Annotated in this window: 21 protein-coding genes and 7 pseudogenes; 16 read left to right on the top strand and 12 right to left on the bottom strand. The window is 68.5% G+C overall.

What is annotated here, in order from left to right; genetic code table 11:
* Positions 1–66: 66 nt before the first annotated feature.
* Together OG295_RS36615 and OG295_RS36620 are read right to left on the bottom strand one after the other, a co-directional pair.
* Entirely contained in the window at positions 67–1,176 is a 1,110-nt protein-coding gene (locus OG295_RS36615) for a serine/threonine-protein kinase (RefSeq protein ID WP_371680981.1), read from the bottom strand.
* Positions 1,158–2,906 carry a serine/threonine protein kinase gene (locus tag OG295_RS36620; RefSeq protein ID WP_371681418.1) on the bottom strand — a complete coding sequence of 583 codons (1,749 nt, stop codon included), beginning with the start codon at positions 2,904–2,906 and terminating at the stop codon, positions 1,158–1,160. The genes OG295_RS36615 and OG295_RS36620 overlap by 19 nt, the downstream gene beginning before the upstream one ends.
* 97 nt (positions 2,907–3,003) lie before the next feature.
* On the opposite strand from OG295_RS36620, the pseudogene OG295_RS36625 reads away from it, so the two are divergent.
* A pseudogene (locus tag OG295_RS36625) lies at positions 3,004–3,093 on the top strand (IS5/IS1182 family transposase); the annotation flags it as partial.
* Positions 3,094–3,117: 24 nt separating this feature from the next.
* A pseudogene (locus OG295_RS36630) lies at positions 3,118–3,339 on the top strand (IS5/IS1182 family transposase); the annotation flags it as partial.
* A gap of 49 nt (positions 3,340–3,388) precedes the next feature.
* On the opposite strand, the gene OG295_RS36635 reads toward OG295_RS36630, so the two are convergent.
* Positions 3,389–4,129, bottom strand: coding sequence for a class I SAM-dependent methyltransferase (locus OG295_RS36635; protein WP_371680982.1), 741 nt, complete (start codon positions 4,127–4,129; stop codon positions 3,389–3,391).
* A 657-nt stretch (positions 4,130–4,786) separates the two neighbouring features.
* Positions 4,787–5,692 carry a LysR family transcriptional regulator gene (locus OG295_RS36640; protein ID WP_371680983.1) on the bottom strand — a complete coding sequence of 302 codons (906 nt, stop codon included), beginning with the start codon at positions 5,690–5,692 and terminating at the stop codon, positions 4,787–4,789.
* Between the two features lie 140 nt (positions 5,693–5,832).
* Between OG295_RS36640 and OG295_RS36645 the strand changes: the two genes are divergently transcribed.
* The 3 genes and pseudogenes from OG295_RS36645 to OG295_RS36655 form a co-directional block, all read left to right on the top strand.
* A complete protein-coding gene (locus OG295_RS36645; protein WP_371680984.1) occupies positions 5,833–6,651 on the top strand; it encodes a 3'(2'),5'-bisphosphate nucleotidase CysQ in 819 nt (272 codons plus the stop codon).
* Positions 6,652–6,699: 48 nt separating this feature from the next.
* The gene (locus OG295_RS36650; protein WP_371680985.1) at positions 6,700–7,296 is read left to right on the top strand and encodes an NADPH-dependent F420 reductase; all 597 of its coding nucleotides are present in this window, start codon (positions 6,700–6,702) and stop codon (positions 7,294–7,296) included.
* Between the two features lie 256 nt (positions 7,297–7,552).
* Positions 7,553–7,865: pseudogene (locus OG295_RS36655) on the top strand (SDR family oxidoreductase); the annotation flags it as partial.
* Positions 7,866–7,954: 89 nt separating this feature from the next.
* Here OG295_RS36655 and OG295_RS36660 read toward each other — a convergent pair.
* Positions 7,955–8,176, bottom strand: a pseudogene (locus tag OG295_RS36660) (helicase); the annotation flags it as partial.
* Positions 8,177–8,343: 167 nt separating this feature from the next.
* The gene (locus OG295_RS36665) at positions 8,344–9,216 is read right to left on the bottom strand and encodes a hypothetical protein (protein ID WP_371680987.1); all 873 of its coding nucleotides are present in this window, start codon (positions 9,214–9,216) and stop codon (positions 8,344–8,346) included.
* 700 nt (positions 9,217–9,916) lie between these two features.
* On the opposite strand from OG295_RS36665, the gene OG295_RS36670 reads away from it, so the two are divergent.
* Both OG295_RS36670 and OG295_RS36675 read left to right on the top strand, forming a co-directional pair.
* A complete protein-coding gene (locus tag OG295_RS36670; protein ID WP_371681419.1) occupies positions 9,917–10,381 on the top strand; it encodes a DUF2199 domain-containing protein in 465 nt (154 codons plus the stop codon).
* Positions 10,378–11,034 (top strand): hypothetical protein, encoded by a 657-nt coding sequence (locus OG295_RS36675; protein WP_371680988.1) that lies wholly within the window; start codon positions 10,378–10,380, stop codon positions 11,032–11,034. Before OG295_RS36670 ends, OG295_RS36675 begins: the two co-directional genes overlap by 4 nt.
* Before the next feature lie 1,473 nt (positions 11,035–12,507).
* On the opposite strand, the gene OG295_RS36680 is transcribed toward OG295_RS36675, so the two are convergent.
* Positions 12,508–13,932: a hypothetical protein gene (locus OG295_RS36680; RefSeq protein WP_371680989.1), complete on the bottom strand. Its 1,425-nt coding sequence runs from the start codon at positions 13,930–13,932 to the stop codon at positions 12,508–12,510.
* A gap of 152 nt (positions 13,933–14,084) precedes the next feature.
* Here OG295_RS36680 and OG295_RS36685 point away from each other — a divergent pair, with 152 nt between their 5' ends.
* On the top strand, positions 14,085–14,282 hold the full coding sequence (locus tag OG295_RS36685) for a hypothetical protein (RefSeq protein WP_371681433.1): 198 nt from the start codon (positions 14,085–14,087) through the stop codon (positions 14,280–14,282).
* Positions 14,283–14,456: 174 nt separating this feature from the next.
* Here OG295_RS36685 and OG295_RS36690 read toward each other — a convergent pair.
* Positions 14,457–14,615, bottom strand: a pseudogene (locus OG295_RS36690) (ferric iron reductase); the annotation flags it as partial.
* Positions 14,616–14,915: 300 nt separating this feature from the next.
* Here OG295_RS36690 and OG295_RS36695 point away from each other — a divergent pair.
* The 4 genes and pseudogenes from OG295_RS36695 to OG295_RS36710 all read left to right on the top strand — a co-directional run.
* Positions 14,916–15,073, top strand: a pseudogene (locus OG295_RS36695) (oxidoreductase); the annotation flags it as partial.
* 35 nt (positions 15,074–15,108) lie between these two features.
* Positions 15,109–16,200 carry an IS630 family transposase gene (locus OG295_RS36700; protein ID WP_371678736.1) on the top strand — a complete coding sequence of 364 codons (1,092 nt, stop codon included), beginning with the start codon at positions 15,109–15,111 and terminating at the stop codon, positions 16,198–16,200.
* 78 nt (positions 16,201–16,278) lie between these two features.
* On the top strand, positions 16,279–16,818 hold the full coding sequence (locus OG295_RS36705) for a winged helix-turn-helix domain-containing protein (protein WP_371680990.1): 540 nt from the start codon (positions 16,279–16,281) through the stop codon (positions 16,816–16,818).
* Positions 16,815–17,342, top strand: a complete 528-nt coding sequence (locus tag OG295_RS36710) for a transposase (protein WP_371680991.1) — start codon at positions 16,815–16,817, stop codon at positions 17,340–17,342. Before OG295_RS36705 ends, OG295_RS36710 begins: the two co-directional genes overlap by 4 nt.
* A 38-nt stretch (positions 17,343–17,380) precedes the next feature.
* On the opposite strand, the gene OG295_RS36715 is transcribed toward OG295_RS36710, so the two are convergent.
* The 3 genes from OG295_RS36715 to fxsT form a co-directional block, all read right to left on the bottom strand.
* Complete coding sequence (locus tag OG295_RS36715; RefSeq protein WP_285543997.1) at positions 17,381–17,797, bottom strand: hypothetical protein; 417 nt, start codon at positions 17,795–17,797, stop codon at positions 17,381–17,383.
* Positions 17,798–18,158: 361 nt separating this feature from the next.
* The gene (locus OG295_RS36720; protein WP_371680992.1) at positions 18,159–18,509 is read right to left on the bottom strand and encodes a hypothetical protein; all 351 of its coding nucleotides are present in this window, start codon (positions 18,507–18,509) and stop codon (positions 18,159–18,161) included.
* Positions 18,510–19,091: 582 nt separating this feature from the next.
* Complete coding sequence (fxsT, locus tag OG295_RS36725) at positions 19,092–21,539, bottom strand: FxSxx-COOH system tetratricopeptide repeat protein (RefSeq protein ID WP_371680993.1); 2,448 nt, start codon at positions 21,537–21,539, stop codon at positions 19,092–19,094.
* A gap of 633 nt (positions 21,540–22,172) precedes the next feature.
* Here fxsT and OG295_RS36730 point away from each other — a divergent pair.
* From OG295_RS36730 to OG295_RS36740, 3 genes and pseudogenes are all read left to right on the top strand, one after another.
* Positions 22,173–22,412 (top strand): hypothetical protein, encoded by a 240-nt coding sequence (locus OG295_RS36730; protein ID WP_371680994.1) that lies wholly within the window; start codon positions 22,173–22,175, stop codon positions 22,410–22,412.
* Between the two features lie 684 nt (positions 22,413–23,096).
* Positions 23,097–23,480 (top strand): annotated as a pseudogene (locus OG295_RS36735) (tyrosine-type recombinase/integrase); the annotation flags it as partial.
* A gap of 79 nt (positions 23,481–23,559) precedes the next feature.
* On the top strand, positions 23,560–23,709 hold the full coding sequence (locus OG295_RS36740; RefSeq protein ID WP_371681434.1) for a hypothetical protein: 150 nt from the start codon (positions 23,560–23,562) through the stop codon (positions 23,707–23,709).
* A 151-nt stretch (positions 23,710–23,860) separates the two neighbouring features.
* On the opposite strand, the gene OG295_RS36745 is transcribed toward OG295_RS36740, so the two are convergent.
* Positions 23,861–24,346 carry a hypothetical protein gene (locus OG295_RS36745; protein ID WP_371680995.1) on the bottom strand — a complete coding sequence of 162 codons (486 nt, stop codon included), beginning with the start codon at positions 24,344–24,346 and terminating at the stop codon, positions 23,861–23,863.
* Between the two features lie 55 nt (positions 24,347–24,401).
* Between OG295_RS36745 and OG295_RS36750 the strand changes: the two genes are divergently transcribed.
* Positions 24,402–25,394 (top strand): tyrosine-type recombinase/integrase, encoded by a 993-nt coding sequence (locus OG295_RS36750; protein WP_371680996.1) that lies wholly within the window; start codon positions 24,402–24,404, stop codon positions 25,392–25,394.
* Positions 25,395–26,404 lie beyond the last annotated feature (1,010 nt).

A 26,404-nucleotide genomic window follows, 5' to 3' on the forward strand; every position in this document is an offset into this window, starting at 1 on the left:
TCTGTCGCGGTCTCGTGAACTTTCACCTCGTCGTGAAGATCTGATCTTGACAGCCGCCTCGCCAAGTCAGTGAGCGGAGAGAGCGACCACGAGAACCGCTATGACGGTGACGAGCGTGAGCAGGCCTGCCGCCCCGAGGACGATCAGCACGGTGAGGTTGGTGATCAAGCTGCCTGCGGCTCGCCAGCCAAGTGGCGTCAGGCCTGCGATGCGCTGTGTTTGCTTGGTGCCGGGAGCAGGCCGACCGGCGGCGTACTCGTCCCTGAGGTCCAGTCCGTCGTCCTGGTAGTCGGCTATCAGCGCGGCCCAACTGTCGGGCGGCGCTGCTGCAGCCGAATGGAGCCACCGGCGCGGGGTTTCATACCGCTCGGCCAGCGCGCGCAATGCTGCCGCGGTGGGCCGGTCGGCCGGGTTTGCGGCCAGGCACGCTTCTGCAAGGTGACGTACGGGGGCGGGGACGTGGGTGAGATCGACTGATGCCCGGGACACGAGTGCCAGAAGGCGCACCGGGTCACCGGTATCGGGGTACGGGGGTTTGCCGGAGGCCAGGGTGCAGAGCGTGGCGCCCAGTGCCCAGATGTCGCACGCGGCTGTGGCCGGTTCACCGCGTGCCTGTTCGGGAGCGATGTAGGCGGTGGTGCCGAGCGTGACATGGGTGCGGGTCACGTCGGTGGCATGGGAGATGCCGAAGTCGATGAGCCGTATCCCCTGGGAGGTCAGCAGGATGTTGTGCGGCTTCAGGTCGCGGTGGACCACGCCGGCGGAATGCAGCGATTCCAAAGCGGTGGCGCAGTCGGCGACGATGTCGGCGACGGCGGCGGGATGAGCGATGCCGCAGCGTGTCACGAGCTCGCCCAGGGAAGGCGCTGCGACGTACTCCGTCGCGAGCCAAGGCAGAGGGGCGTCCGGATCGGCGTCGAACACCCGGGCCGTTCGGAGTCCGGCCGCCCGTCTCGCGATCTTGACTTCGCGGGCGAACCGGGCCCGGTCCACGTCGGTCGTCAGGCCTTCGACCAGAAGGGTCTTGACGGCGTACAGCCCCTCGCTCCCGCTGCGGGTCGCGAGGTAGACGCGCCCCATGCCGCCCGCGCCGATGCGTCCGAGAAGCCGGTACGGGCCCAGTGAGGCGGGGTCTGCCCGGTGGAGCGGCCGCAGGATCACACCGTCGTCAGGCACAGCATCCTCCCCCGGTCAGGAAACCTGTAGCGGACCCGTGTTTGCGGGGGGCAGGCCGCATCGGACAGCCCGTACTTCAGCACGCGCAGAATGGCGAGGCCGGCCGGGGCGGTATCCGAACACGTGACGGTCGTGGCGAAGACGGGCGCGTTCGTCAGCGGCGTGACCTCGGTGAGGACTGCGGAGTCGGGCTGAGGACCGATCACGCACTCGTCCGAATAAAACATGCGTTCGAGACAAAGGCTGACGGTGCCTGCCCGACTGGACCGGTTCCAGGACACCGCGGCGTAGGGAGCCCCGCAGCGATCCGCTGTTCCCTTGTCGCTGGAGGAGATGACGCGCCAGCGCGCACCGGGAGCGCCGCAATCCGTAATCTCGGGTGAGGGGGCGAGCCACCGGCCCGCAGGATCGAGGCCGGTCAGGGTGCAGTCGCCGGCCTTGATCCCGGCGAACGCCCGGTCGATCGGCCCGGGCTGTTCGGCCTGCCGGTTCTGGTAATAGCCGTAGGCCAATACGCCGCCGAGCAACAACAGCGCGGTAGCCATCAGCCCTTGTACGGACCGCACGAAGACACTCTCACCCCGGCTCCGCGCCCCTGCGAGGCGCTTGTCGGGTTGCGGCCTCTCATCCTCGGGGGCGGTGGTCAGGTGTGCCGTCGGGACCGGGGCGGCCTCCGCGGCAGGCGCTGCCGCGCCGGGCGGGGGTGGCAGGTTTCCTCCCGACCTCGCGAGCCGCTCGGGCGAGGCGTCGGCTGCACGGAGGGCCGCCCGGGGATCGACTGCGAGCTCGCGGCCCTGGCGCGCGTACGCTTCGATGATCACGTTCCACGAACTGGGCAGCCAGCCTTCACCACTTGCCAGGGTGGGCATTTCGGCCAGCTCGGCCGTGAGGGTGTTCACCAGCTCCTCGGCCGCCGGCCGGTCGCCGGGTCGCAACGCGAGGCAGTCCCTTACCAGCGGTGCGAGTTCACCGGGCAGCCCCGTCAGGTCGACATCCGCCTCCGCCACATACCTCAGCAGTGCCGGCATCTCCATACCGGCCGGGTAAGGGGGGCGGCCGACGAGAAGGTGGAAGAGCGTCGCACCCAGTGAGTAGATGTCCGACGCTGCTGTCGAAGGTTCACCACGTGCCTGCTCCGGAGAGGTGAAGGCCACCGTGCCCAACGTCAGTTGCGTACGTGTCAGATCGGCTGCGTGGGAGATGCCGAAGTCGATCAGCCGCGGACCGCTCAGGGGCAGCAGCAGATTCTGGGGCTTCACGTCCCGATGCACAATGCCGTGCCGATGGAGCTCACAGACCGCTTCCACAGCGCCACGCGTCACCCACCGGGCCGCAGGGCCGGCCAGGATCCCGGCCTTCATGACGAGCTCCGCCAACGAGGGCGCCGGAATGTATTCGAAGGCGAGCCACGGCCACTCGGCTTCGGCATCCGCTCCCAGTACCCGCGCGGTACGCGAGCCTTCCGCCCGCCGGGCCACCTTCACCTCACGCGCGAAGCGTCTGCGGTCCACGGTGCTGATTCCGGCCTCCGCCAGCGGAGACTTGATGGCCACCAGCACGCCGTCAGTAAGTGATCTGCCCAGGTAGACCCGACCCATGCCCCCGGCTGCGAGCCGACCGATCAACGGGAAGCGGCCGAGCCTGACCGGATCACCCTCTTCCAGGGGCTGAACGTCCGCTGCGCTCGATAAGTCCCCCACCCCGGGTTCCCTTCGATAGTCGCGTGTCATGAGCACGGAGGTGAAATCCTATGCCCTGACAGGCTGGGAGCGCTTGCGTTCAGCGTACGAATGGGAATCGCCGCACCAACGCCGAGAAGGACGAAGGGGCTCGGGCATGACCTGCTGGCGCCGCCTGGCCGAGTGGACCGAGGCCGGAGTCTGGCCCCGGCTGCACGAGGTCCTTCTGGCCAAGCTTCGCAGCGTGAACGCCCTGGACTGTCGCCTCGTCCGGGATCTCGGCGTGAAGCCGCTGATCGCCCGCCGGGGCACCGAGCACGGCTCGGGCCTGGGCACGCAACGCTGGGTCGTGGAGCGAGCACTCGCCCACCCGCACTGGTCCCGCCGCCTGCGGATCCGCTGGGAGATCCGCGACGACATCCACGAAGCCTTCCTCGCCCTCGGATGCGCACTGATCTGCTGGGGCCGCCTGAACTCCCGGTAGAAGTTCAAGACAGGCACGGCCGCCGACGTCTATGGCCCGGTGGCCGACCTCAGGCCGGCTTGCGCCACACGGAGACGTGCTTCGCGGAGTCCTGGGTGAATGGGGACCCGTCCCAGTCCGCAACGCGACGCTCCAGTTCGAGCCCAGCGATCCGCGCCATCAGGTCGAGCTCGGCCGGCCAGGCGTACCGGTGCCGGGAGTTCTCGCGGCGGTAGTGGCCGTCGTCGCCGTCGCGGGTGAAGTGGTGCGAGACGAGCATCTGCTCGACCAGGTCGAAGGTGTCGAAGCCGAGATGCTGCTGAGAGACGTCGAACGGCACCGCGACCTGGCCGGGCGGCAGGAGCCGCAGCGGCGGCACACCCAGCTCGATGACGAAGCGGCCGCCGGGCTCCAGATGCCGTGCGGCGTTGTGGAAGCACTCGACCTGCTCGTCCTGCGTGAGCAGGTTCGTGATGGTGTTGTAGACGAGATAGACCAGGGTGAACCCACCGGGAACGACGGTGGTGGCCATATCCCCGATGACTACCGGGAGGGTGCCCTCGTCGACCTTGCGCCGCAGCACCGCTGCCATGTGCTCGGACAGTTCGACGCCCACCACCGGCACGCCGCGTTCCCGGAGCGGGACTCCCACCCGTCCGGTTCCGATGGCGAACTCCAGCGCCCGGCCGTCTCCGGCGAGCTCGGCCAGGAAGGCGAGGGTCGGTCCGAGAACGGCGGCCGAGGACGCTTCGGCCTCCTCGGCGTCGTAGCGGCCGGCGGTCGCACGGGTCCACAGTTCACTGCTCGTCACGGGTGGCCACTGTGCCGGGTGCCGAGGGGTGCTGTCGACGCATTTAGGTTCTCCGCGGCCTCGCGGAGTCTTAGCGCCCATTCCACCCCGAGCCCGGCGAGCGCTTCGAGCGGAGACCTGCGTCGGATACTGCTCAACCCGCTGCCCGACGAGATGATCCAGTGGGGGCACAAGGTCACCAGTGTCCGCCCCCGCGGAGACGTAAGGCATGAGGTGACCTTCGCCGACAGGCCAACCGTGAGGACCGGCCTCCTCGTCGGCGCGGACGGCGCCTGGTCGAGGATCCGGCCGCTGCTCTCCGACGCGAAGCCCGAATACGTCGGCACGTCGTCCATCGAGACCTACCTGTACGACGCCGACCAACGCCACCCCGCAACGGCCGAGGCCGCCGGCGACGGTTCCCTGTTTGCCGTCGCAGTCGGCAAGAGGACTTGGCCATCGAGAGGCCGACGCCGTTCTCCACACCTACGTCGCGCTCAACGAACCGCAGGAATCGAGCGCCGCCATCCTCGCCAGTCCCGAGACGGCGGCGGCCCAGGTCGCGGCAGAATTCTCGGACGGGCGTCTGAACTCGCCGCACGCGTCTTCGGCGACAACGCCCCGCCGGCCTGCTCGACCTGCTCATCGGCCAGGAGTCGACCGAGTGAGCGAGATCGACTATGACGCTCCGCATGCGGTCAGTGCGGTTCGCGCCAGTGCGCGCAGCCAGGTGTGGGCGTGGTCGGTGTCGTAGCGCTGGTGCCAGGACAGGTACACCGGTGCCGAGGGGAGTTCGAGCGGCAGGGGGAGTACGGCCAGGCCGAGGTCGGCGGCCGCGGTGCGTGTGGTGATTTCGGGGACGCTGATCAGGAGGTCGGTGCCGCGCGCGAACTCCAGCGCGGCTGCTTCCGTGGGGGCGGCCGCCACCACGCGGCGGGTGAGGCCGAGCGGCACGAGGGCCTCGTCCAGGGCGTTGCTGAGGTTTCCGCGCCGCGAGACGGTGACGTGCTCAGCGGCGGCGTACTGCTGTGCGGTGACGGTTTTGACGCGGGTAAGGGGGTGTCCTTGCCGCACGACGATGACGAGGCGGGTTTCGCCCACGTGCTCGGCGCGGATGTCTGGCGCGCTCGGGCGGTTGGCGTTCGCCTCCAGGTCGACCTCCCCGCGCCGCAACTCTGGGGTGTCGGTGCTCGATTCCGCGACGAAGCGCAGTCGCACGCCCGGCGCCTGTCCGCGTACGGCCGCGAGCAGTGCGGGACCGCTCAGGGCGACCAGGGAATCGTGCCAGCGGAGTGTGAAGGTGCGTTCCAGCGTTGCCGGATCGAGTTCACGGCTCGGTGCCAGCACACCCCGGACCTGGTGCAGCAGCTCGTGCACCTGTTCCCGGACCGCGATCGCATAGGGCGTCGGGGTCATGGTGCGGCCGGTGCGCACCAGGATCTGGTCCCCGGTCGTGCGCCGGATCCGGCCCAGACTCCGGCTCATCGCGGGGGCGGTGACGTGCAGGCGTGCGGCCGCCCCGGCCACGCTGCCCTCCTCCAGCAGCGCGTCGAGCGCGGTGAGCAGGTTCAAATCCAGTTGCATGGGAGTAATCCCAGACGTGCTTGACATGCATTTGATGTTAAGGCAGGGGGTGTATAGCGTCGTCACCACGGCGCAGGACGGAACGCACGGCCTGGCCCGGAATCCCCTTCATCACCCCTTGCTCAGACGGGAGTACCACCATGTCCGGAACGCTTCAGACCACTGACCTCACCATCTCCGACGCCGACCTGCTCGACCAGACCTCGGTCGCGGTGCAGGCGGCCGGTTCGGCGCTCCGCGAGCGGTTCGGCGAGGTGGTCCGCTACCAGAACCGCGAAGAGCTGATGCGCGCGCTCGCCGCCAACGACGACACGGCCCTCGGCATACTGCGCCCCCGCCTCACGCGCCTTCGCCCCGACGCCGGCTGGGTGGAGGACGAGCTGGACGGAGGGGCGCTGCCGCCCGGCGAGTGGTGGGTCGTGGATCCGGCCGAGGGCAACGTCAACCACCTGCACGCCCTGCCGGAGTGGGCGGTCACCGCCACCCTCGTGCGCGAGAACCAGCCGGTGCTCACCGTGGTCCACCTGCCGTTGACCGGCGAGACCTACACCGCGCTCACCGGCGCGGGCGCCCACCTCGACGGTCGGCCGCTGCGCGTCTCCGAGACCGCGGACCTCGGCCTGAGCATCGTGGCCACCAGCCAGGCCCGGCCGGACGAGGACGAGAAGGTCGTGCGGCGCGTCGGCTCCTCGATCACCGCGATGCTCTTCGACGCGCTCGTCGTCCGCACGTCCGTGCCCGCGACCCTGCACCTGACGAACGTGGCCGCCGGCCGGATCGACGCCTTCTGGCAGTTCGCCGGTGCCCGCGCGGACCTGCTGCCCGGGGCGCTCCTGGTCACCGAGGCCGGCGGACGGATCTCCGACGCCGAGGGCCGTCCCTGGACCCCGCAGAGCGAGAGCTTCCTGGCCGCCGCGCCCGGTATCCATGCCGAAGCCGTCACCACGCTCTCCCGTTGACCATCTGCAAGAACCGGAAAAAAGAAAACAGACGAGGACCACATCAGCATGAACAAGATCGCAGTACTCGGAAACGGCCGCGTCGGCGGCAACCTGGCCGCAGCCCTCACCCGGGCCGGGCACGAGGTGACCGTGGCAGATCGCACGCCGGGCGCCGCCGCCAACGCCGCCCGGACAGCCCGGATCGTCATCAACGCCACCCCGGGCGCCGGCTCCCTGGACCGGCTCACCGCCCTGCGCGAAGAACTGCGGGACAAGATCCTCGTCGACGTCTCCAACGCCACCACCGACGGACCGGACGGCCTGCCCGCCGACCTGCTCTACCCCGGCTCGAGCCTCGCCGAACAACTCCAGGAAGCGCTCCCCGAGACGCACGTCGTCAAGACACTCAACACCATGCTCTTCCCGGTGATGACCGCGCCGGCCACGCTCACCCAGCCTCCCACCGTGTTCCTCTCCGGCGAGGACCCGCAGGCCAAGCAGACCGTCCGCGAACTGCTCACCGACCTCGGCTGGCGCAAGGAGTGGATCAACGATCTCGGCGGGATCCAGACCGCCCGCGCCACGGAGGCCGCGATCCTCTTCGTACCGCACGTCATCCGCTCCAGCGGATTCACGCCCTTCGCGATCTCGATCGCCCGCTGACTGTCGATCCCCGGGTTTCGTAGAGGCCCTCCTGATGCGGCCCGAGCCTCGTGACGGCTCTTGACGCGCGGTTCGCTGATGGTTCGTTCGAACTCGATGGCTACCAGGCCGGCGGCGGCGCGGGTTGCAGAAGCCGGTGGTCCAGGTAGCGATCTTCAGCCGGGCCTCGGTTCGGGCGGCCCTCCACCCTCAAGTCGGTCCGCATCACCCAACGCATCCTCAGGCCGTTTCGAAGTACCAGCCTGGCGGAACACCCACTATCGGGAACCTGCCGTACGGAGCGAGCAAGGGCGCCCTGGACCGGATCACGCTGGCCGCTGCCCGGGAACTGGCCCCGCTCGGCGTGACGGCCGGCGCCGTCAACCCCGGCAGGGTCGACACCGGCTGGATGACCGATCGCGCCCGGGAGACGCTCGCGCAGGCCACCCCCCCTGGGCCGACTGGGCACACCGCGCGAGTGCGCCCACCGCGTGGCCTTCCTCTGCTCGTCCGAGGGCGGCTGGATCAACGGTCAGCTGCTGTACAGCAACGGCGGCCTGCGGTACGTCCCGGGCACCGGCGACACCTGATGGCCCCGGGGCTCTGGGGCGGCGATGGCGCCGGGCGGTACGGCGGCTGTACGGAAGCGGTACACCCGGGCTTCGTCGTGCTGGACACGCCGGTCCTGCTGTTCGGGCAGGAGCCGGGCCCAGGCGGCCGGCTGTTTCTGCTGCTGGAGCCATAGTCCGATGTCGTCGCCGTCCACGATTACGCCGGGTGCGACGTCGGGCAGGACGCCGTCGGCTACGGTGTCGGCCAGGTCGGCCAGAACGCGGTAGTGGCGTTGCCGGTCGAGTGGCCAGGGGCAGTTCCAGTCCCTGTCGATCGCGGTGAGCCGCGCACGACCGGCAGAAGGGCGGCCAGCGGCAGCGTTCTGTCCGGGCCTTGCGAAAGCTGCTTGACGCGGTTCCGGTCCGGCACCGATGCCCTGCTGCTCCATACGGGGTGGCGTTTGCCCTCGTCGGGCGTTGCTACGAAACCTGTACTGTGCACCGCACGGACGACGGTTCAGGAACCGTAGGTGATGGACACGTGCGCCGATCCGGTGGCGGGGCCGGAAGTGCCGCCCGCCGGGACGAGGTTCGACCCGCCACCGCCGCCGCCGGGCCCGGCGGTGCCGTTGCCGTTGACCAGGAAGCAGCCGCCGCCTCCGCCGCCGCCGTGCCAGCCGCCGCCACCACCGCCCCCGCCGAATCCGCCACCGCCCGTGCCGCCGGTACCGGGCGTGCCGTCGGTGCCGGCCCTGAAGCCCTCGGGGCAGGCGGCTCCGCCCTTGCCGCCGAGGGTCTGGGTTCCGCCGCCACCCCCGCCGCCGCTGTCCGGTCGCTCACCGCCGGGCTTCCCGATGTCGCCCGCGTCTCCGCCGGTGGCCTCTCGGACGGGGAATCCGATGAAGCTGGGGCCGCGTCCGCCGCCCCCGCCGCCGGCGGCGACGATGAGGCGGGGGTCGGTGCCGGGAACGCCGGTCAGGGCACAGCTTGCGCGTGCCGAGCTGCAGGTGCGGACGTCACTGGCACCGCCGCCCCCGCCGCCGGGGCGCTGACCGGTGACGGCTCCGCCGCCCGTGTCGACGTTGACGTAGTAGGTGGTGCCCGGCACCACTGTGAGGGTGCCGGTGACGGCGGCGCCGGTCCCGCCCGCTCCGCCCTCGATGGCCGACCGTCCCGGCCCGCCGGTGGCGGTGACGGTCAGTCGGGTGACGCCGGCCGGGACGACGAACCGCTGGTTGGCGCCGGGGGTGAAGGTCTTGGTCACGGGCGCCGCTGCGGCGGGCGCCGCGGGCACCAGCAGGGCCGCCGGCAGCGCCGCGGCGGCGAGCAGGAGCGCGGCCCGTCGGGCCGTGCGCCGAGGGTGTTCGGATCGCTGTGGGGTCAACGTCACGATGGGGACTCCTGGACAGGGCCGTGGCACCCACCCCCCGGGGCGCGCGCGGACGTAGGTCGATGGTCCGGCCCCTGCGCGGGACCGTCCGCCGCGGACCGTCCGGGCCGCAGCGGTCAGGCGTCACGCTCTCCTCCAGTCTCCCCGTTTCCCGGCCCGCCCGCCTCCCGGCGTCCCGGATCCCGCAAGGACGGTGTGAGCGGGTGTCCTGGTGGCAGTGGTCGGTCGTCAGCGAGGATCGGGTGGGTTGTGTCTGGTTTCTCTGGTGTGAGTTGTGATGTTGGCTGTCGGGGGGTGACCAGGTGGCTGCCACAGGCCGGGTAGCAGTTGGGCGGGTGGCTGTGACGGGGTTGCCCATTCCTGCGTGCGGCCGGCGAGGGCGGGGTTGTGTCGGTGGGTATGGGGGAGGGCGGCCGGTTGGCGCGGGGTGTGGTGGTGCGTCGGTTGTGGCGGTGGACCAGGGGCCGGGGGCGGTGTCGTCGCTGCACGTGGGGGTGATGGCCGAGGCTGCCGGGGTGACGGTTCGGACGGTGTGGAAGCTCGGTTGTTGGCACCCCGGGCGCGATGACTGGCCCTGCAAGGCGGCGGGCGGGGCTCCCGCCGGAGGCGGTACCGGAGCCCATCACTAGGCTTCAGCCCTATGACCAGTGATCTCGGGTTCACCTGCGCGTGCTGCGGAGCCCACCACCCTGAGCTGCCGATGAACTACACGGCCGAGGCCCCCGCCGTATGGGAACCGGCCTTCGCCGACGCCGACGATTGCTTGCTCTCGTCCGACCAGTGCGTGGTCCGTGGGCAGCACTACTTCGTCAAGGGCCTGATCGAGATACCGGTCCTCGGCAGCGACGACGTGTTCTCCTGGGGCGTCTGGGTCTCGCTCAGCCGCGAGAGCTTCTCCCGGGCCGCGGACCTGTGGGACACTCCCGGCCGCGAAGCCGAGAAGCCGTACTTCGGCTGGCTCACCACCGACCTGCCGGTCTACCCGACCACCACCCTCAACCTGAAGACGCACGTCCACACCCGCCCGGTCGGTGAGCGCCCCTTCGTCGAACTCGAACCCACCGACCATCCCCTCGCCGTCGAGCAGCGCTCGGGGATCAGCCCGCACCGCGTCCGGGAGATCGCGGCGGCCGTGCTCCACGCCGGTGACCGCGAGCACCAGTGACTGCCGACAACCCGGCACCGCTCGCGCCTGCCGGCCTCAGCCGCAGGGCCCAGAGGTTCGTCCAGGTCGAGGGCATCCGCGTACACCGGCAGGACACCCGGCGACACCGCGACGCGTGGCTCGGGCACGGGATCCCCGCTGCGGAGATCGACAGGGCCTCCGCCTTCCAGGACCGCTGGGGCGGCCTCGCCCTGCCGCCCGCTCCGTTCTACGAGGGCGGTCCGCGCATCCTGGCCGCCGGCCGCCCTGAAGGGACGCGCGCAGAAGGCTGGTCGTTCCCGGCAGGGGACTGCCGGGTGTCCATGGCCTACGGATTCATGATCGGCCCCGACGGTACGTTCGGCATCGATGCCCACCACTGGACGCCGCTGCATGCCAACACGGACGGATGGGTGGAATCCCTGGCGCTGGCCGCCCATGCCCGTCGCTGGGCCGGGACCGTCACAAGGATCAAGGGCAAGGCCGTCGAGTCACTGGATCTCGGCGGATTCGCGCCGGTGCCTGAAGTGCAGGGTGTGACCGACACCTGGTGGCGGGGCAAGGACTCGCTCATCGCCGTGTACCGGGGTGAGGCCGTGGGCCTTGACGCCCCGCAGTGCCTGGAAGCACACATCTACGGCGGCCTCGACGAGTGGGGCCTCCGCGGCGGCTGACTCCCGGGACCGGAGCGAGACCGTCTCGCCGGGACATCAACGCCTTCGGCAGCACAGGACGCCTGGCGGGAGGCGGTTCGGGCCCACCGCCGCCACGACGCCCGCGGCCGCCTCGTGCCGCACCGCCCGAAGGCTGACCCGGTCGGCCTGGACGAAGACTCCCACTGGGACCTCCTCCACCAGTGCCTCACCGACTCCCGCCTTGACCTCGACGTTCGGGCCGCCGGCGCGATCCTCCTGCTGTTCGGCCAACACCTCACCCGGATCGCTGCCCTACCCACCACCGCCCTGACCACCGGAGACGGGACGACGTTCCTCTTCTGGGCAGGACCCCGATCCCGCTGCCCACCACCCTTGCCGACCGCCCCGCTCCCCAGGGCTGGGCCGCGAACACGAGTGCCACCTGCCAGACGTCCAGGTCTCCGCCGCTGCCCTCAGCCGACGCCTGGCCGCCTGTCACATCCCCAACCGTGCCGCCCGGACCACCGCCTTGGTGCTCGATCACGGCCGTCCAGTGGCGCCGTCGCGCCGTCACGCCGCCACCGACTGGACCGCCTGGTGCTCCAGTACGGTGCGGATCCCGGCCAGAGCAGGCAGGAGGACCTCCTCCCCGATCCTCACGTACGTCGAGGAACCGCTCGGGGTCCGGACCTCGTCGAGGGGAGCTGATGGACCGCGCGTGGGCCCACGCCGGCCAGGAGAGCCACACGACATGGAGCAGTGTCGCCATCCTGCTGGCTGGTCGTCGCGACCAGCCAGCAGGAAAGCTGCCGCAGCGCTGCGCACGAACCAGGACCATTTCGCCGATTGTTCGGTGCCGAGGTGCTCCGGCTGACCCATCTGTCCGACGACAGCGACGAGGACGCGTTCGCTGGTCCCGCTCTGGACATGTTCACCGACTGGTCGGCCGAGGAGACGGACCTCTCTGTGCTCACCGAGGTGCTGGTCGCTCTTGGAGAACACATCGACCCCGTGCGGAGGCGACCCTTCTGCGCCACGCTGGTCATCCCGATGCCCGAGTACGGCGTGCAGTGGCGCAGGGGTTCATCAGCGACTGGCGGTCCTCGCCGCCGACCTTTTCCGGCGACACACGCACGGCGCTGCTGCGACTGATGACCGATCCGGACCAGTGGTACGGAAGACGGCCTGCCACGGTTGCCGGGGGCAGGGACAACGATCCCGCCTTCGCAGAGGCCATGGCCGCTGCGCTGGACGACACGGATCGCCTGGTCCAGCTAGCGCCCGGCGCACGGCGTCGACGTCCCCGTCCAGCGCGTCCAGCGCGTTCTGGGCGGACACCACCTGGTGCCCGTAACCTCCCCCCTTGGAGGACTACGACGACGAGCCGCCGAAGCTCCTGATACCCCGCCACCGGCTCGGCCCGGCGCAGCCCTGCGGCATGCCGGGCTTCACTCCCCTCGCTTCCGTTGGTCCCGGTCGGGAGGAACACCGCTCACCGGCCTGACGGAGCAGTCACTGCCCTGACTGCTCCTGGCTCGGGTGCCCCTCGGCGGAGCGGGCCTTTTCCAGGAGCATCTTGAAGGGTGTCTGGTCCATGGAGCCACGTGCCATCGAGAGGCCGTACCGGTCGATGAGGCGCTGCCTGTAGTGGCGGTCATGAGAGTCGAGGGTGATTCTGCTGCCCGGCGGCGATATGGCCACGTCTATGCGCGACCAGTTGCCGAAGTACAGCCTCCACGCGCGTATGTACTGCGGGCCTCGGGTGATGTTGAGGATCTCGCTGCTGTTCGAGATTTTGGACTCATCTCTGTACTTTGCATTCTTGGGTTCCCCGGGGCTCCATTTGCCTTCCCTCTTGAGCACCTCGACGGAGCTTCGGGATTGCCCGTACTCGAGAGGCAGTGTCATCCTGTCTCTCCTGATCGCGTACACCTCGGTCTGGGCCCTGAGCGTCTCGTAATCGAGTTTATCGGGATTCTTGATGTCGACCACCGAGTCCTGTGATATTTCTTCCCCCGGATCCAGTTCGCGGCCCGCCGGTGTGACGAATTCGCCGTCGTAGATCAATTTGAATTTATCACTGGGATTTCTGACCTGCGCGATGTCGTTCGCGGGCCCACCATGGACCCAGTAGATACTGCCCAGAATGTAGACAGGAATGCTGCCGTTATTCTTCACGTAAGCATGGACCGTCACGCGCAGTACCGACCTGGCGCTGTCCAGGCTTGCCTCCCTGAATTCGGCGCCACTCATGATCAGCGGAGCTGTTACGGTGGGTACATAGAGCTGCGTATACGCCAGGTTGATACCGGCGATCAGGGTAGGGACGATCGCGCCGATCGCTATTCGCCGGGGATTGCGGAGTCCCTTCCATGCCCGGGACTTGATGAGTTCAATCCCGGCCAAGATGGATCCTATGAGGAAGCAGATCCCGACCACGGTGCAGACGGTAAAGCGGTCGCCGATCTGCAGGAGAAGGAGCGAGGAGCTGCAGAGGAAGACGATCCCGACCCCCACCAGAACGAGGGGCCCTGAATAGGTTAGCTTCCGTTGGTGCCAGTAATCGAGGGTGGCCAATGCGGCGATCAGCTCCACCAGCCCTGCAGCCAGTACGGAATATCCGGCGAGTCGCTCGCCGAAGGTCAGGGCGCGCTGGCTGTCCATCCAGCCGACCCTGAGGAGCAGTCCAGCGGTCAACAGGAAGCCGATGGACATGAGGCTGCCCACTATTCGCCGCTGTGCCGTTTTATCCGGCCAGACGAGGCTGTCTCCGCCGAGCCAGTGGACAGGGTGCCCGGGTGGCAGCCCGGCACGTTGCAGAATTCTTCGGAGTTCCCCGGGAGACCGCGCCTTGCCCGTGCACTTGCCGTTGAGCGAGACTTTGCGCCAGCCAAGGTCATCAGGCGGCCCTACGGTTACCTCGGGCATGTTCGCCATAACACCAGCCTGGCGCCTGTTCGCGGACGGCGCCTCTGGAGCAGGTCTGCGCCCTCACATACAGGGGGGCCACACGCCAGGGTGCGCATGACACTGTCCTGGGTGAAGCTGGTCATGACGTGTTGGTGTCGCTCGTTTCCAGAGGAACTCCCATGCGTACACGACTTCTCACTTTCATAGCCGCCGCGATCCTGGCCGCTCTCGGTGCCGTGGCGCCCGCCGTGCAGGCTGCCGCACCCGGTATCGACGAGCCGGGCTGCCGACACGCCCATGGAACGGTGCAGTACGACCCCGGGTCCGGCCGGTGGATCTGCGCGGGCGGCAGTCACGACGGCGAATCCATCAACTGACCCGACCACGACGCCGCGACGGTGAAGGCTGGCGCGAGGGGCCGGACAGGGCGGGTGTGGCTTCGAGGGACCGTGTCGAAGTCGCATCCGCGCCGGCGCGAGGCCGTCAGCGCCGTCGATCAGCTGGAGGGCCGTGGACGGGTCGGTCAGGTCGACCACCTGCTTGTTGCTGCGCAGCTGGAGGCGGTTCAGGCCGTAGAGCTGGAACTCGGGTGCGAAGAGGCCGTAGCGGGCGAAGCGGTCCACCAGGGCGGGGACGGAGTCCTGGTAGTCGTGGGCGCAGTCCGCCACCGCCCGCCAGAAGACCTCCTCGATCGGCGCCGTCGTCGACAACGACTGGCGCGCCGCCGCCTTGATGCTGTCTTCCGCCTCCGCCCTCTTCCCGGCCCGCCAACGCGCTGTTCGGAGCGGGCCTGGTGGCGGCCTATATGTAGGCCGCAGGTTGAGCGGTCCACGCCATGCCCCCGATTAGGCGCTGGTACACCTCACCCGCGACATCGACTCCGGCCGGGCCGACGTCTACGACGTACCCGACCGGATCGGGTCCTTGCACATCTGATTCGCCATCGGGCGGTGGCCATGACCTCGGCGACGGCCATCAGCAGGTCGAGCCGCCGGGCTCGGCCCCAGCGCGGCTGCAGCCCGACCCCGGAGCGGCGCGTCAGCCCGGCCTGGGAAGGCCACCTCGCCGCCAACCACTTCGGGCACTCACCCTCGCCTGCGAGCTCTACCCGCTGCGGGCCGCGGGCGGCGCGCGGGTCGTCGTCAACAGCTCCGCCGGACACGCCCTAGTGACCTGAGTCAGAGGTTTGTCGTTGGTTTGGGTATGAGTCGTCCTGGTCCGAAGATTCCGCCGTTGTCGGTCACTGATGCCCAGCGTGCTGTGCTGGAGGGCTGGTTACGTCGTCGTTCGACGGCGCAGGCTTTGGCTCAGCGGTCGCGGATCGTGCTGGAGTGCGCGGAAGGCCATTCGGTGATGGAGGTGTCGCGGCGGCTTGGGGTCGCTCCGGACACGGTCCGCACCTGGCGGCGGCGCTTCATCGAGCACGGCCTGGACGGGCTGGGCGACGAGCCGCGTCCGGGCGTCCCGCGGAAGATCACCGACGCCGATGTCGAGCGGGTGATCGTCAAAACGCTGGAGGAGACGCCGAAGAACGCGACGCATTGGTCGACGAGGTCGATGGCCGCGGCCACGGGGATGTCGCAGTCGACCGTCTCAAGGATTTGGCGGGCGTTCGCACTGGCCCCGCACCGGTCGCAGACGTTCAAGCTGTCGACGGATCCGCTGTTCATCGACAAGGTCCGTGATGTTGTCGGCCTCTATCTGGACCCGCCGGAGAAGGCTTTGGTCCTGTGCGTGGACGAGAAGTCGCAGATCCAGGCCCTGGACCGGTCTCAGCCAGTTCTGCCGATGATGCCGGGCGTTCCCGAGCGCCGAAGCCACGACTACATCCGCGCCGGCACCACCACCCTCTTCGCGGCCCTCGAGGTCGCGACCGGCAAGGTCATCGGCTCCCTCCACCGCCGCCACCGGGCCGCCGAGTTCAAGAAGTTCCTGGCCAAGGTCGACAAGGAGGTCCCGGCAGATCTTCAGGTCCACCTGATCCTCGACAACTACGCGACCCACAAGACACCCGACATCAAGAAGTGGCTGCTGGCGCACCCTCGCTTTCACCTGCACTTCACACCCACCAGTGCCTCATGGCTGAACCTGGTGGAACGGTGGTTCGCCGAGCTCACACAGAAGAAGCTGAAGCGCGGCGTCCACCGTTCCGTCCAGGCCCTCGAACGCGACATCCGAGCCTGGCTCGCCGACTGGAACAACCAGCCCCGGCCCTTCGTCTGGACGAAGACCGCCGACGAGATCCTCGACAAAGTCGCCGCTTACTGCCACCGAATCTCTGACTCAGGTCACTAGTAGTGCTTTGTTACTGAGGTTGAACTCGTGGTGTCGTAAGGGCTGACGGTGGACCGTCGGCTGCGGTATCACCGGGGCATGCGGTATCCACAAGGGGGCGGGCTGACCGCCGAACGTCAGCAGTTTCGCGAGGGGTTACGGCTTCAGGCGGCCGAGCGGTTCGCTCGGGGTTCGGCCATCGCGATGATCGCGAAGGACCTGCGGGTAAGTGTCCGGTCGGTGCAGCGATGGCGGCGGACCTGGAACGAGGGTGGTCCACGGGCCCTACGGTCGATGGGGCCGGCGTCGCTGCCGCGACTGAGCGAGAAGCAGTTCGCACAGTTGGAGGTGGAGCTGGCGAAGGGGCCGGCCGCGCACGGCTGGGAGGACCAGCGGTGGACGCTCGACCGGGTCAAGACGGTGATCGGCCGGCGCTTCCACCTGACCTACACGATCCAGGGCGTTCGGAAGCTTCTGGTCCGCAACGGCTGGTCCTGCCAGGTCCCGGTCCGACGCGCGATGGAGCGGGATGACGACGCGGTGGCCGGATGGGTGAAGGAGGTGTGGCCCTGCGCGGAAGGCTCGCGGCGGCCCGTGGAGCCTGGCTCGTCTTTGAGGACGAAGCCGGATTCTCCATGACGCCGCCGCAGGCAAAGACCTGGTCACAGCGAGGCCGCACACCGGTGGTGCGCGTCCGAGGCCGCTCCCGCAGACGGATATCCATCGCCGCACTGACCTGCTACAAACCCGGCCACCGGTCCCGGCTGATCTACCGGCCGCGCCGGGACGACGGCCGACGCGATGGGCGCAAGAGCTTCTCCTGGCGCGACTACCGAGATCTGCTGATCGCAGCGCACCAGCAGCTCGGCGGCCCGATCGTGCTCGTCTGGGACAACCTCAACGTCCACAAAGCTTCCGACCTGCGGAAGTTCGCCGAAGCCCGGGACTGGCTGACCATCTACTACCTGCCGCCCTACGCACCCGACCTCAACCCTGTCGAAGGGATCTGGTCCCTCCTGCGACGCGGCTGGCTCTCCAACGTCGCCTTCAACACCCCCGAACACCTCATCCAGCGCATCCGACGCGGCCTGCGGCACATTCAGTACCGCAGCGACCTCATAGACGGCTGCCTCGCCGAGACCGGCCTGACCATCAGACCCTGATGAGCAACGACATGACTGGCCACTGCCAACCCGGCTGATCAGCGCATGCGCGAGAGTCGCAACAGAGCCTCGCTGCGGATCTTTGGGTCAGTATCCGACGTCAACGTCCGGAGTTGCGTGATCAGCTCGTCGCCACCCTCTCCGGTCGCCCAGCGTGGGTCACAGTCAAGTTCCGCAGCGAGCTGATCGGCCGTCCCCTCGTCAGCCGCCACTGCACGGGCCGCGAGCACGGCACGAAGGCCGGCCAGATCCTTCCGAGCCAACAGAGCCGCTGCGGTATCAGCAGTCACTCCGGTGTCCTGAGCGTCCAGGAGGAGACGGTGCAGGACATCGGCGAAGCCCTCGATCCGAGGCGCCGCCGCCAGCCGTCGCCCTGCAGCTGCCCTGACGCGCCAGGCCGGAGAGTCGGCTTCAGCGATCGAGCGGCGAAGTCCTTGCTCCATGAAGTCTTCCACGGCACCAGGCTCCCAGCCGGATATCTCGATCAAGCGTCGTTGAGACAACACCGCAGCTATCAGTCTTCGGTGGCGGCACACCTTCGCTGAGATCAGGGCCACGACACCACGAGTTCAACCTCAGTAGCTGGTGTCGTAGGTCTGCCGGGGGACGGTTTACGGGCACGATTGCGATCTCTCGGGTTTGGGACGGTGGTGTGGCAGACAGGGGGCTGTGGTCTGTTGGTGCTGGTCGGGGCTTGTTCCGGGGTCTGGTGTCACTGTCTTTGATGTGAGAAGCCGTCTCTCAACCGATCTTGGAACGTGCAGGTCGAACAGGGGTCCTGGTTGAGTGATCTTCCGGCGGTGAGCAAGGCCGCCCTCACCCTGGAGCAGCACCGGTGAAGAGAATGCTGAAATCCTCGATGACATCGCAGAGCTGCAGAGCTGCTGCGGCCGCCTCGGGATTCGCCACCAAGCTCAGCGACTGGATCGCGGCATTGAACGGCCCCCATGCGACTGCAGGTCTGCGCCGTTCGAGGAACGCCTCACGCAGCTCCATCTCGACCGCGCCGAAAGCCTGCAGGAACCTCTCGTAGGCGGAGGTCTGTGTCTCCTGAAGCCACTTTCGATTCTCGCTGTGCCGCCCAGCGACCCCTCCTGCAACGACGCCCACGATGGTGGCGGTGACAGCACCCGCGGTGGATATCAAAAGCTCCCATGGAACAGCCATTTCCAACCCCCTGGGTGGTTGTCAGAAGCCGTCTCGACCGATCGTGGAACGTGTGGGGCGAACGGGGTCTTGGTCGAGTGAACTTCCGGCAGTAGGTGCATGGAGGCAGGGCCTCCTGCTAGCTCAGGAACGCGACCCCATTCCGAGCGGTTCCCGGAGGCCCTGTTGTCGTTGTTGTACGCGCCCGCGCCCTTCCGTTTCAACTCGTCTGCCGTCTCGTGCGATTGTCTCGCGCATGGGTACGGCAACGCGGCCGATCATCCCGATCGGGTGCGCCGGGATCCGTCGGACATGACGGACGCGGAGTGGGCGGCCGTGCGGCTGCTTCCGGTGCCGGCCTGGCTGGAGGGCGGGGCGGAAGGCCGGAGGGCTACTGACACCGGCAGATATTCGACGCGGTGTGTTACGTCGTCGACAACGGCGTCAAGTGGCGGGCGATGCCCGCCGACTTCCCGCCGTGGGAACGGGTCTACGCATTCTTCCGCCGCTGGCGCCGCCAGGGCCTGGATGTGGCGTTCCACGACCGGCTACGGGGCAGGGTCCGCATCAGCGAGGGACGGGCGGCCGAGCCGACCGCCGGCATCATCGACTCGCACCGCCACCGGCTGCGACGTTCCTGCGCCGCCGCCGGTGCCACCAACGGCTCTGTGGCCGTTGGGTGGACATGGCCAGCGCCGTCTCCAGCGCGTTGCGGGTGCTCAAGGTATGCGGGTGCTCGTCGCCCAGGATGCGGACGCGGTCATCGAGGGTTCGGCGCAGCAGGTCTATCGCCCGGGCCTGCTCACCTGCACTGGCCAAAGCGAGGGCGAGGTTGTGGCGACTGGCAAGGGTATCCGGGTGCTCGGGGCTCAGGATGCGGGTGCGGTCCTCCAGGGTCTGCCGGTGCATGCGCACTGCTTGTGCGTGCTCGCCCATCCCGTCCAGCGCGAGACCGAGGCTGTCCCGGCTGGCCAGCGTGTGCGGATGCTCGTCGCCCAGAATGCGGGCGTGGTCGTTGAGCGCCTGCCGCAGCAGCTGTATCGCTTCCGTCTGCTCACCCGCCCTGGTCAGGGCGCTGGCGAGGTTGTGGCGGCTGAGCAGGGTGAGGTGGTGCTCGGGGCCCAGGACACGGACGCGGTCGTCCAGGGTGCTCCGGTGCATGCGCACTGCTTGTGCGTGCTCGCCCATCCCGTCCAGCGCGAGACCGAGGCTGTCCCGGCTGGCCAGGGTATGCGGATGCTCGGGGCCCAGGACACGGGTACGGTCGTTGAGGGTATGCCGCAGCAGACCTACCGCCTCGGCGTGCTCACCCGTCCCGTCCAAAGCGCATGCGAGGTCATTGCGGCTGGTCAAGGTATCGGGGTGCTCGGGGCCCAGGATTCGTGTGCGGTCCTCCAGGGTCTGCCGGAGCAGGCCTATTGCCTCGGCCGGCTCTCCCATTCCGAACAGGGCATTGCCCAGGTCGTTGCGGCTGGTCAAGGTATCGGGGTGCTCGGGGCCCAGCATGCGGGTCTCGACGTCGAGGACCCGTTCATGCAGCAGGCGCGCCGCACCGAAAGCGCCAGCCTTCTGCAGCACCTGCGCCAGGTCGTTGAGAGTGGTGCGGTGGTGTGTGGCAGTGCGCGGGTCCGCATAGTCGAGCAGCAGCGGCAGGTGGGGGGCGAGGAGCACGGCTGCAGGCCAACCAGCGCGCCCGCGCTGGTTGGCCTCGTGCACGGCCGTGGTGAGCCGCTCGGCAAGGGCCTGGTGCCACACGGCGAGATCGGAGGTCTCGGCCGCGAGGGCGACAGCGTTGATCTCTCGGATCAGGGGATGCAGCACCGTCTGCGCCCCCTCACTGCTGCCCGACGCCGGGCCGGTGCTGCCGGGAGAGTGGGGCAGGCCGAGGAGACCGTAGCGGTGCAGGCCGGCGAACGCGGCCTCCAGGGCCACCGCGGTGACGTCGTGTCCGGTGACGACGGATAGCAGGTCCGGGGTGATCAGGGACAGTGGGACGGGGGCCTGAGCCAGCAGGGCCAGCAGTCGCAACACGGGGCGGGCCAAAGCGTTGCCCTCCCCGGCGAGCTGATCCAAGGAAACCTCCCAGGTGTGCCGCACCACGGCGCGGGCGACCTGGGGATGGGAGGCATTCGGGTGCGCCGCTCCCAACAAGAACCGCAGTTCCTGTTCCAGGGCCTGGCGGTAGGCGGCAAAGGTGCGGTAGCGGCTGGTGGGTCCGGCCAGATAGGTGCCGGCCGCGCGCAACGCCAGTGGCAGCCCGCCCAGTCGCGCTGCCAGCTCTCGGGCCTGCTCGGTGGTGCCGGCTGCGGGAGCAGCGTCCAGCAGGACCTGCCCCGCAGGCCGCATCGGCAGCGGCGCCAGTGGCAGCAGCTGTGCGCACGGACCCCAGGTCTGCTCGCTGCCATCCCGGCTGGTCACCACCAGCAGGCCCCGGCCGTAAGGACGGATCCAGCCGCGATAGTCGGCCACCGGCTCCCCTGCCGGGCCGATCTCGTGCGGCTCGTCGGCGTTGTCCACCACCAGCAGCCACTGCCGCACCCGGCCCAACTGTCGCCAGACCACATCCGGCAGGCTCGCCTGCCCCGCTCGCGCGGCCTCCAGCTCTGCCTCTGGAAGGCCGCAGGCCAGCGCCGCCTGCACCATCTGCTGCGCCAGCTCGGCACCGTCGCGCCAGCGCACCCAAAACACTCGCCAGCCCGCCGCCTCGGCCTGGGCGGCCAGTTGCGCGGCCACCGTTGTCTTGCCCATCCCGCCGACCGCGCACAGCACCGCGAACCGGCCTTGTGGCCGCCGAAGCATGCCTGTCAGCACGGCGAGTTCGTCCTCACGCCCCCGCACGCGCTGAACATGCGGGGGGCGTAACGAAGCCTGCTGGCCCCGGGCCAGTCGGCTCACCGGTGCCGGCCGCGTCGGGGGCCTTGCTGCGGTATCCAGATGTCGGCCCCACAGCAACAGCCCGATGCTGACCGCCACCAGCACGGCGAACACCGGCCAGATCACCCACGCCTGCGCCGCCCAGCCAGGCACCGCGTCACTGGCGTAGTTGGTCACCGGCCCCAGCACAGCCGCCACCACTGCGGCTGCTCCCGCCACCGCCGACCCGGCCCACCCACCCCGTCTACGCCCCATGGTCTGCCACCCCCGTCTACGCCCCATGGTCTGCCACCCCCGTCCACCGACACCAGAATGCTCCCGCCTGGGTCACGTCCATGGAAGGTTGCGGGTGGTCACGACGCGGGCGGCGGTGTTGCTCCGGTTCAGCGGCCGGATACCGAGCCTGCTGCTTGAACGCCATCATCCGCCGCCCGGCGCGGCCCGGGCACCAGGGCAGGCAGCAGGTCGAGCCGCTTGTCCATGTCGAGGCGGAAGGTGCCGTACGGGTTGATGTTCGACCAGAACAGCGCGGTCAGTCCTCGCCGGTCCTCGTCGGACAGCTTCTTCGCCTGCCCGCATCAGCAACTCCTGCATCGAATCGTGCAACAACCCGCCGCAGAGCCACACCCCCCGAGAACGAGTCCCAGGAGCTCAACGAATCCACCTCACCCCACGTCACACCACAGCTGATCCACCCCAAGAGAAAGCGAGTTCGCGCCGAGGCCGTAGCGGCAGCAGGGCTGGCCTGTTAACTGCACCAGTGACTCCGATCCCGGAGCGAGCCGATCCATGTTCTGAAGGAAGCTCCTGTTGTTAGACCTGCGCCACCAGCTGATCGAAGGCCGGGCTGATCTGCCCCGTGTCGGTTCGGTCATCGAGCTGGACACCATCCCCTGGTACGCCGTCGTGGATGCTGACGGCACCGTTGTTGCGCACGTTGTTCCGTACCTTCGAGGCTTGATCCTGGACGACAACCGTCCGGCGACCGCGAAGAGCTACGCTCACGACCTGCTCCGCTGGCACCGACCTGTTAACTGCACCATGTCTTGATCGTGAACCAGGCGGATTGCCTGGTCTTTCCAGGAGCGTGGTGGGGTGGAGGACGTAAGACGTGCCCTGATGGAAGGGAAGTGCTCGGTTCCCGAAGTCGGCGCCATAGCCGCAGGGACGACGAGAGGCCTTCCGTTCGTCCTGGTGGATGCTGACGGCTGCGAGGTCGGGCCGGTCAGTGCCTACTTGAGGGATCTGATGCTGGGAGACGTTAGCCCGCTGACCTGCCGGAGCTACGGATTCGGGCTGTTGCGGTGGCACAGGCTGCTCTGGTTTCTGCAGATCCCCTGGGACAGGGCCACAGAGGCCGAAGTTGCGGCGCTGGTTGGCTGGCTGCGCGAAGCACGCAACCCGCAGCGGCTCCGCAAGCGGAACGGCGCATCTCCACCACCAGGGTCGGTCAATCTGAAGACCGGCAAGCCGTCGCTCCGGGAGGGGTACGCGCCGAGCACGATCAACCACAACCTCAGCGTCGTCAGCGGGTTCTATGCATTTCACGCGAGGTTCGGCGCTGGTCCGGTGGTCAATCCGGTGCCCACCTCGCGGGGGTGTCGCGAGGCTCTTGCACATCAATCTCCGCTGGAGCCGACGCCGGTGTTCCGGCGGGGCCGGCTGCGGCAGAAGGTGCCAGCGCAGGCTCCGCGGTCCATCCCCGATCACTTGTGGGATGAGTTGTTCGCCGGAATGGGCTGCGACCGTGACCGCGCGCTCCTGGAGTTCTACGTCTCCTCCGGGGCCAGGGCGAGCGAGCTGCTGGGAGTCGGTTTGGACGACGTCGACTGGTCGGGCCAGCTGATTTACGTGATCAGCAAGGGCACCCGCATCCGGCAGGCCGTGCCCGCCTCCCCGAACGCCTTCCGCTACCTGGGCAGCTATCTGGCCTCCGACGGGTTGCCGGGCCCGGGCCAATCGGTGTGGCGCACCCGCCGCGGGGATTCGCGCCCGTTGACGTATTGGGCGACGCGCCGAATTCTCCAGCGGGCCAACGAGAAGCTGGGCACGAACTGGACTTTGCACGATGCCCGTCACACGGCGGCGGTCAGGATGGCGGGAGACGAGCGGCTCACCCTCGCCGAGGTGCAGACGATCTTGCGGCACGCCCACCTCGACACCACCGGCCGCTACCTGACGGGCCCGTGTGGAGGACATGTACGACAAGCTCCAGGAGCACTACACCAAGCCCCGTCCCCAGCGCACCTTCGCCGCCGGATACGACCCGGAGGACATCAACAGGGTCGCACCGGTCGACCTAGGCATCCCCGGCATCGCACCGCGATCAGCCGCCAGGCGAGAATGAGGGGATGCATTGCCTGCAGGCAGTCATCGCCACCGAATCCGTGCTCCGCGAGCTGGCCGTCACCGCGACAGACGACTGGCTCTCGCCCACGAACGGGTCAAAGCCTGACGATCAGAACCTTGACTCGATGCAGAGAAGCCCTAGCAAGGGCTCACACCAGCAGCCGAATCGACGGAACTTCTGCATCGGCTGCAATCACCGTCTCGCACTCGCCGCAGTACACAGAGCTGGGACGCCGCACGTTCGTCTGGATCGAACCCTTGCTCGACGCTTCCTTGTGCGGGCAGTAGCAGCCGTAGTGCAGGCGAACCCAGGAACTCAACGGCGTCGCCTGCCCACCTCGCTTGGCATCCTGGAACGGCGCCCACCAGAAGTCCACCACGGACTTCAATACGAGCCGGTCGCCCTGGCTCGTGACATCGAACGCCGCAATCCGTACTGCCGCGAAGTGGTGCTCGTCTCGGCCGCTCATGCAGACAGCGCGCTCGGCCCCCCACTTCAGCACTGTGGTCCGGCCCACGCGCTCGCAGACAAAGCAATCCAAGCTCAGTTCGATCGTGCGCTCCCAGAACAAGCGATCACGATGAACCTCCTCCAGTCCCGACAGAACCGCACTGATCTCAAGGCTGCGCAACATTGCGCGATCGTCGCACACCTGCGCCATCCGCACACAGAGGAGCTCGACTTGCCAAGTGCAGAGAAGGCTGCTGTGGTTCCTGGGTGTCGACTGGGACCGCGCGACTGAGACGGAGACCTCCGCACTCGTCGGATGGCTCCGCACCGCGCCGAACCCGCAGCGCCGCCGACGGAGCCCCAACTCGCCGCAGGCGGGCGCGGTCAACCCGCGCACCGGCAAGCCCTACCTCAAGGCCGGTTACGCGCCTGCCACGATCAACCACTGCCTGACCGTGGTCAGCGGCTTCTACGCCTACCACCGGCACTACAACCGCGGTCCGCTGATCAACCCGGTGCCTGAGTCGCAGGCACAGCGACGGGTCCTGGCTCACCGAGCTCCGGACGGCGAACTCCCGCAATTCCGACGGGCCCGGCTGCGCCAGCGGGTCCCCAAGACCGATCCGCGCTCGATTCCGGACAGGATGTGGGACGAGTTCTTTGCCGCGCAGACCTGCGACCGGGACCGGGCAGCCGTCCTGCTCTATGTCTCCAGCGGCTCGCGTGCCGGCGAACTCCTCCAAGTCACGCCAGGAGACATCGACTGGTCCAAGCAGCTGATCTGGGTGGTCACCAAGGGCCGGGACGACCGTGAGGCGGTCCCGGTCAGTCCGCAGGCCCTAATCGTCCTGGCCGCTTATCTCGACCACATCGGGCTGCCGGCGGCCGATCAGCCGGTCCTTCGCACACGCCGGGGTCCGGACCGGCCGCTGACCTACTGGGCGATGCGACGCGTGATCCAGCGGGTGAACGACAGGCTCGGCACGAACTGGACGCTGCACGACCTGCGGCACACCGCCGCGATGCGGATGGCGAACGATCCGAACCTCACGCTCGCCCAGGTCCGGGTGATCCTGCGGCACAGCGACCTTGCGACCACCGGTCGCTACCTCAATGCCAGGGTCGAGGACCTCTTCGACGCCCTCCAAGCCCACTACACCCGGCCGCGCGTCGAGCGGACGATCGCACCGGGCTACGACCCCGACGATTTCAAGGCGGTGTTCGGTGCCTAGCCGCGCGACCATCGAGATCTACACCTCCCGGCACCGGCGACGGAACTACAGCGAGCCGCGCGAGGGAACCCAGTTCCAGCGGGCTCTGCTCCAGGCGGAGCCAGCCGCCCGCCCCGCCGTTCCACCGGCTCCGTTCGGAGACCTCTCCTCGATCGGGATCGAGGAGTTCTGTGTCTTGGTCACCGATCTTCTTCGAGGTAGAAACCGGTCGGTCGCCGAGAAACGACGGTCCGGTATCCGCGCACTCTTCGGCTACCTGGAGACCCTGCCCGGAGCCACCTGGCAGGAACGGTGGGACGCCAGCGTCTTCAAGGGCGAGGACGCCCAACCGGTGAACGTTCTGGCCCCGCCCGGCTCGACGGCCCGGCGCAACAGTCTCGTGGCAGCAGTGAAGCTGGCCTTCTGCATGCGGATCATCCAGCCCTGCCTCAGCGGGTTTCGCGCGAACAGGTTCCCCGGATACGCCGAACAGTTCCGTCTCGCGCAGACAGACCCGCGCCTGGATGCTTTCTTCGAAGCAGCCAGCAACCACCCTCGGCTCAGCACGGTTCATCAAGACCGGGCCAAGTTCGATGTGACCTGCGCGCTCACGACGCAGGGCATCGCTTTTGCGGATCTCACCCCTGCTGCGCTGCTGCACTACTCCGTGGAGAACAAGCGGCTCGGTCTCACTCACGGGGCCTGCCACCAGGACAGGACCCGGTATGCGGCCCGCGGGGCCTGGGAGGTGCTGCACGACATGGGGCACTTCCCGAACGGCACCGCACCCACGCTGCGAAAGACCCTCGCGCAGGGACAGCACTCTGTCGAAGGGCTCGTCGACCGCTATGGGATCCAAGACGCCGAGGTCCGCCAGCTTCTGATCGATTACCTGCTGCGTCGCAAGTCCGACACCGACTACACCACCCTGGACCAGCTCTCCCGCCAACTGGCCAGCACTTTCTGGGCCACCATCGAACAGATCAACCCGGAGCAGGCGGAACTTGCCCTGAGTTCGGAGGTCTATGACC

Origin of the sequence: Streptomyces sp. NBC_01276 (assembly GCF_041435355.1) — a bacterium.
GTDB lineage: Bacteria > Actinomycetota > Actinomycetes > Streptomycetales > Streptomycetaceae > Streptomyces.

Excerpts from the sequence above, each read along its gene's own strand:
- OG295_RS36620 (WP_371681418.1), bottom strand. The coding sequence starts at position 2,906 with ATGACACGCGACTATCGAAGGGAACCCGGGGTGGGGGACTTATCGAGC.
- OG295_RS36640 (WP_371680983.1), bottom strand. The coding sequence starts at position 5,692 with ATGCAACTGGATTTGAACCTGCTCACCGCGCTCGACGCGCTGCTGGAG.
- OG295_RS36645 (WP_371680984.1), top strand. The coding sequence starts at position 5,833 with ATGTCCGGAACGCTTCAGACCACTGACCTCACCATCTCCGACGCCGAC.
- OG295_RS36650 (WP_371680985.1), top strand. The coding sequence starts at position 6,700 with ATGAACAAGATCGCAGTACTCGGAAACGGCCGCGTCGGCGGCAACCTG.
- OG295_RS36670 (WP_371681419.1), top strand. The coding sequence starts at position 9,917 with ATGAACTACACGGCCGAGGCCCCCGCCGTATGGGAACCGGCCTTCGCC.
- OG295_RS36680 (WP_371680989.1), bottom strand. The coding sequence starts at position 13,932 with ATGGCGAACATGCCCGAGGTAACCGTAGGGCCGCCTGATGACCTTGGC.
- OG295_RS36685 (WP_371681433.1), top strand. The coding sequence starts at position 14,085 with ATGCGTACACGACTTCTCACTTTCATAGCCGCCGCGATCCTGGCCGCT.
- OG295_RS36700 (WP_371678736.1), top strand. The coding sequence starts at position 15,109 with ATGAGTCGTCCTGGTCCGAAGATTCCGCCGTTGTCGGTCACTGATGCC.
- OG295_RS36705 (WP_371680990.1), top strand. The coding sequence starts at position 16,279 with ATGCGGTATCCACAAGGGGGCGGGCTGACCGCCGAACGTCAGCAGTTT.
- OG295_RS36710 (WP_371680991.1), top strand. The coding sequence starts at position 16,815 with ATGACGCCGCCGCAGGCAAAGACCTGGTCACAGCGAGGCCGCACACCG.
- OG295_RS36720 (WP_371680992.1), bottom strand. The coding sequence starts at position 18,509 with ATGGCTGTTCCATGGGAGCTTTTGATATCCACCGCGGGTGCTGTCACC.
- OG295_RS36740 (WP_371681434.1), top strand. The coding sequence starts at position 23,560 with ATGTACGACAAGCTCCAGGAGCACTACACCAAGCCCCGTCCCCAGCGC.
- OG295_RS36745 (WP_371680995.1), bottom strand. The coding sequence starts at position 24,346 with ATGTTGCGCAGCCTTGAGATCAGTGCGGTTCTGTCGGGACTGGAGGAG.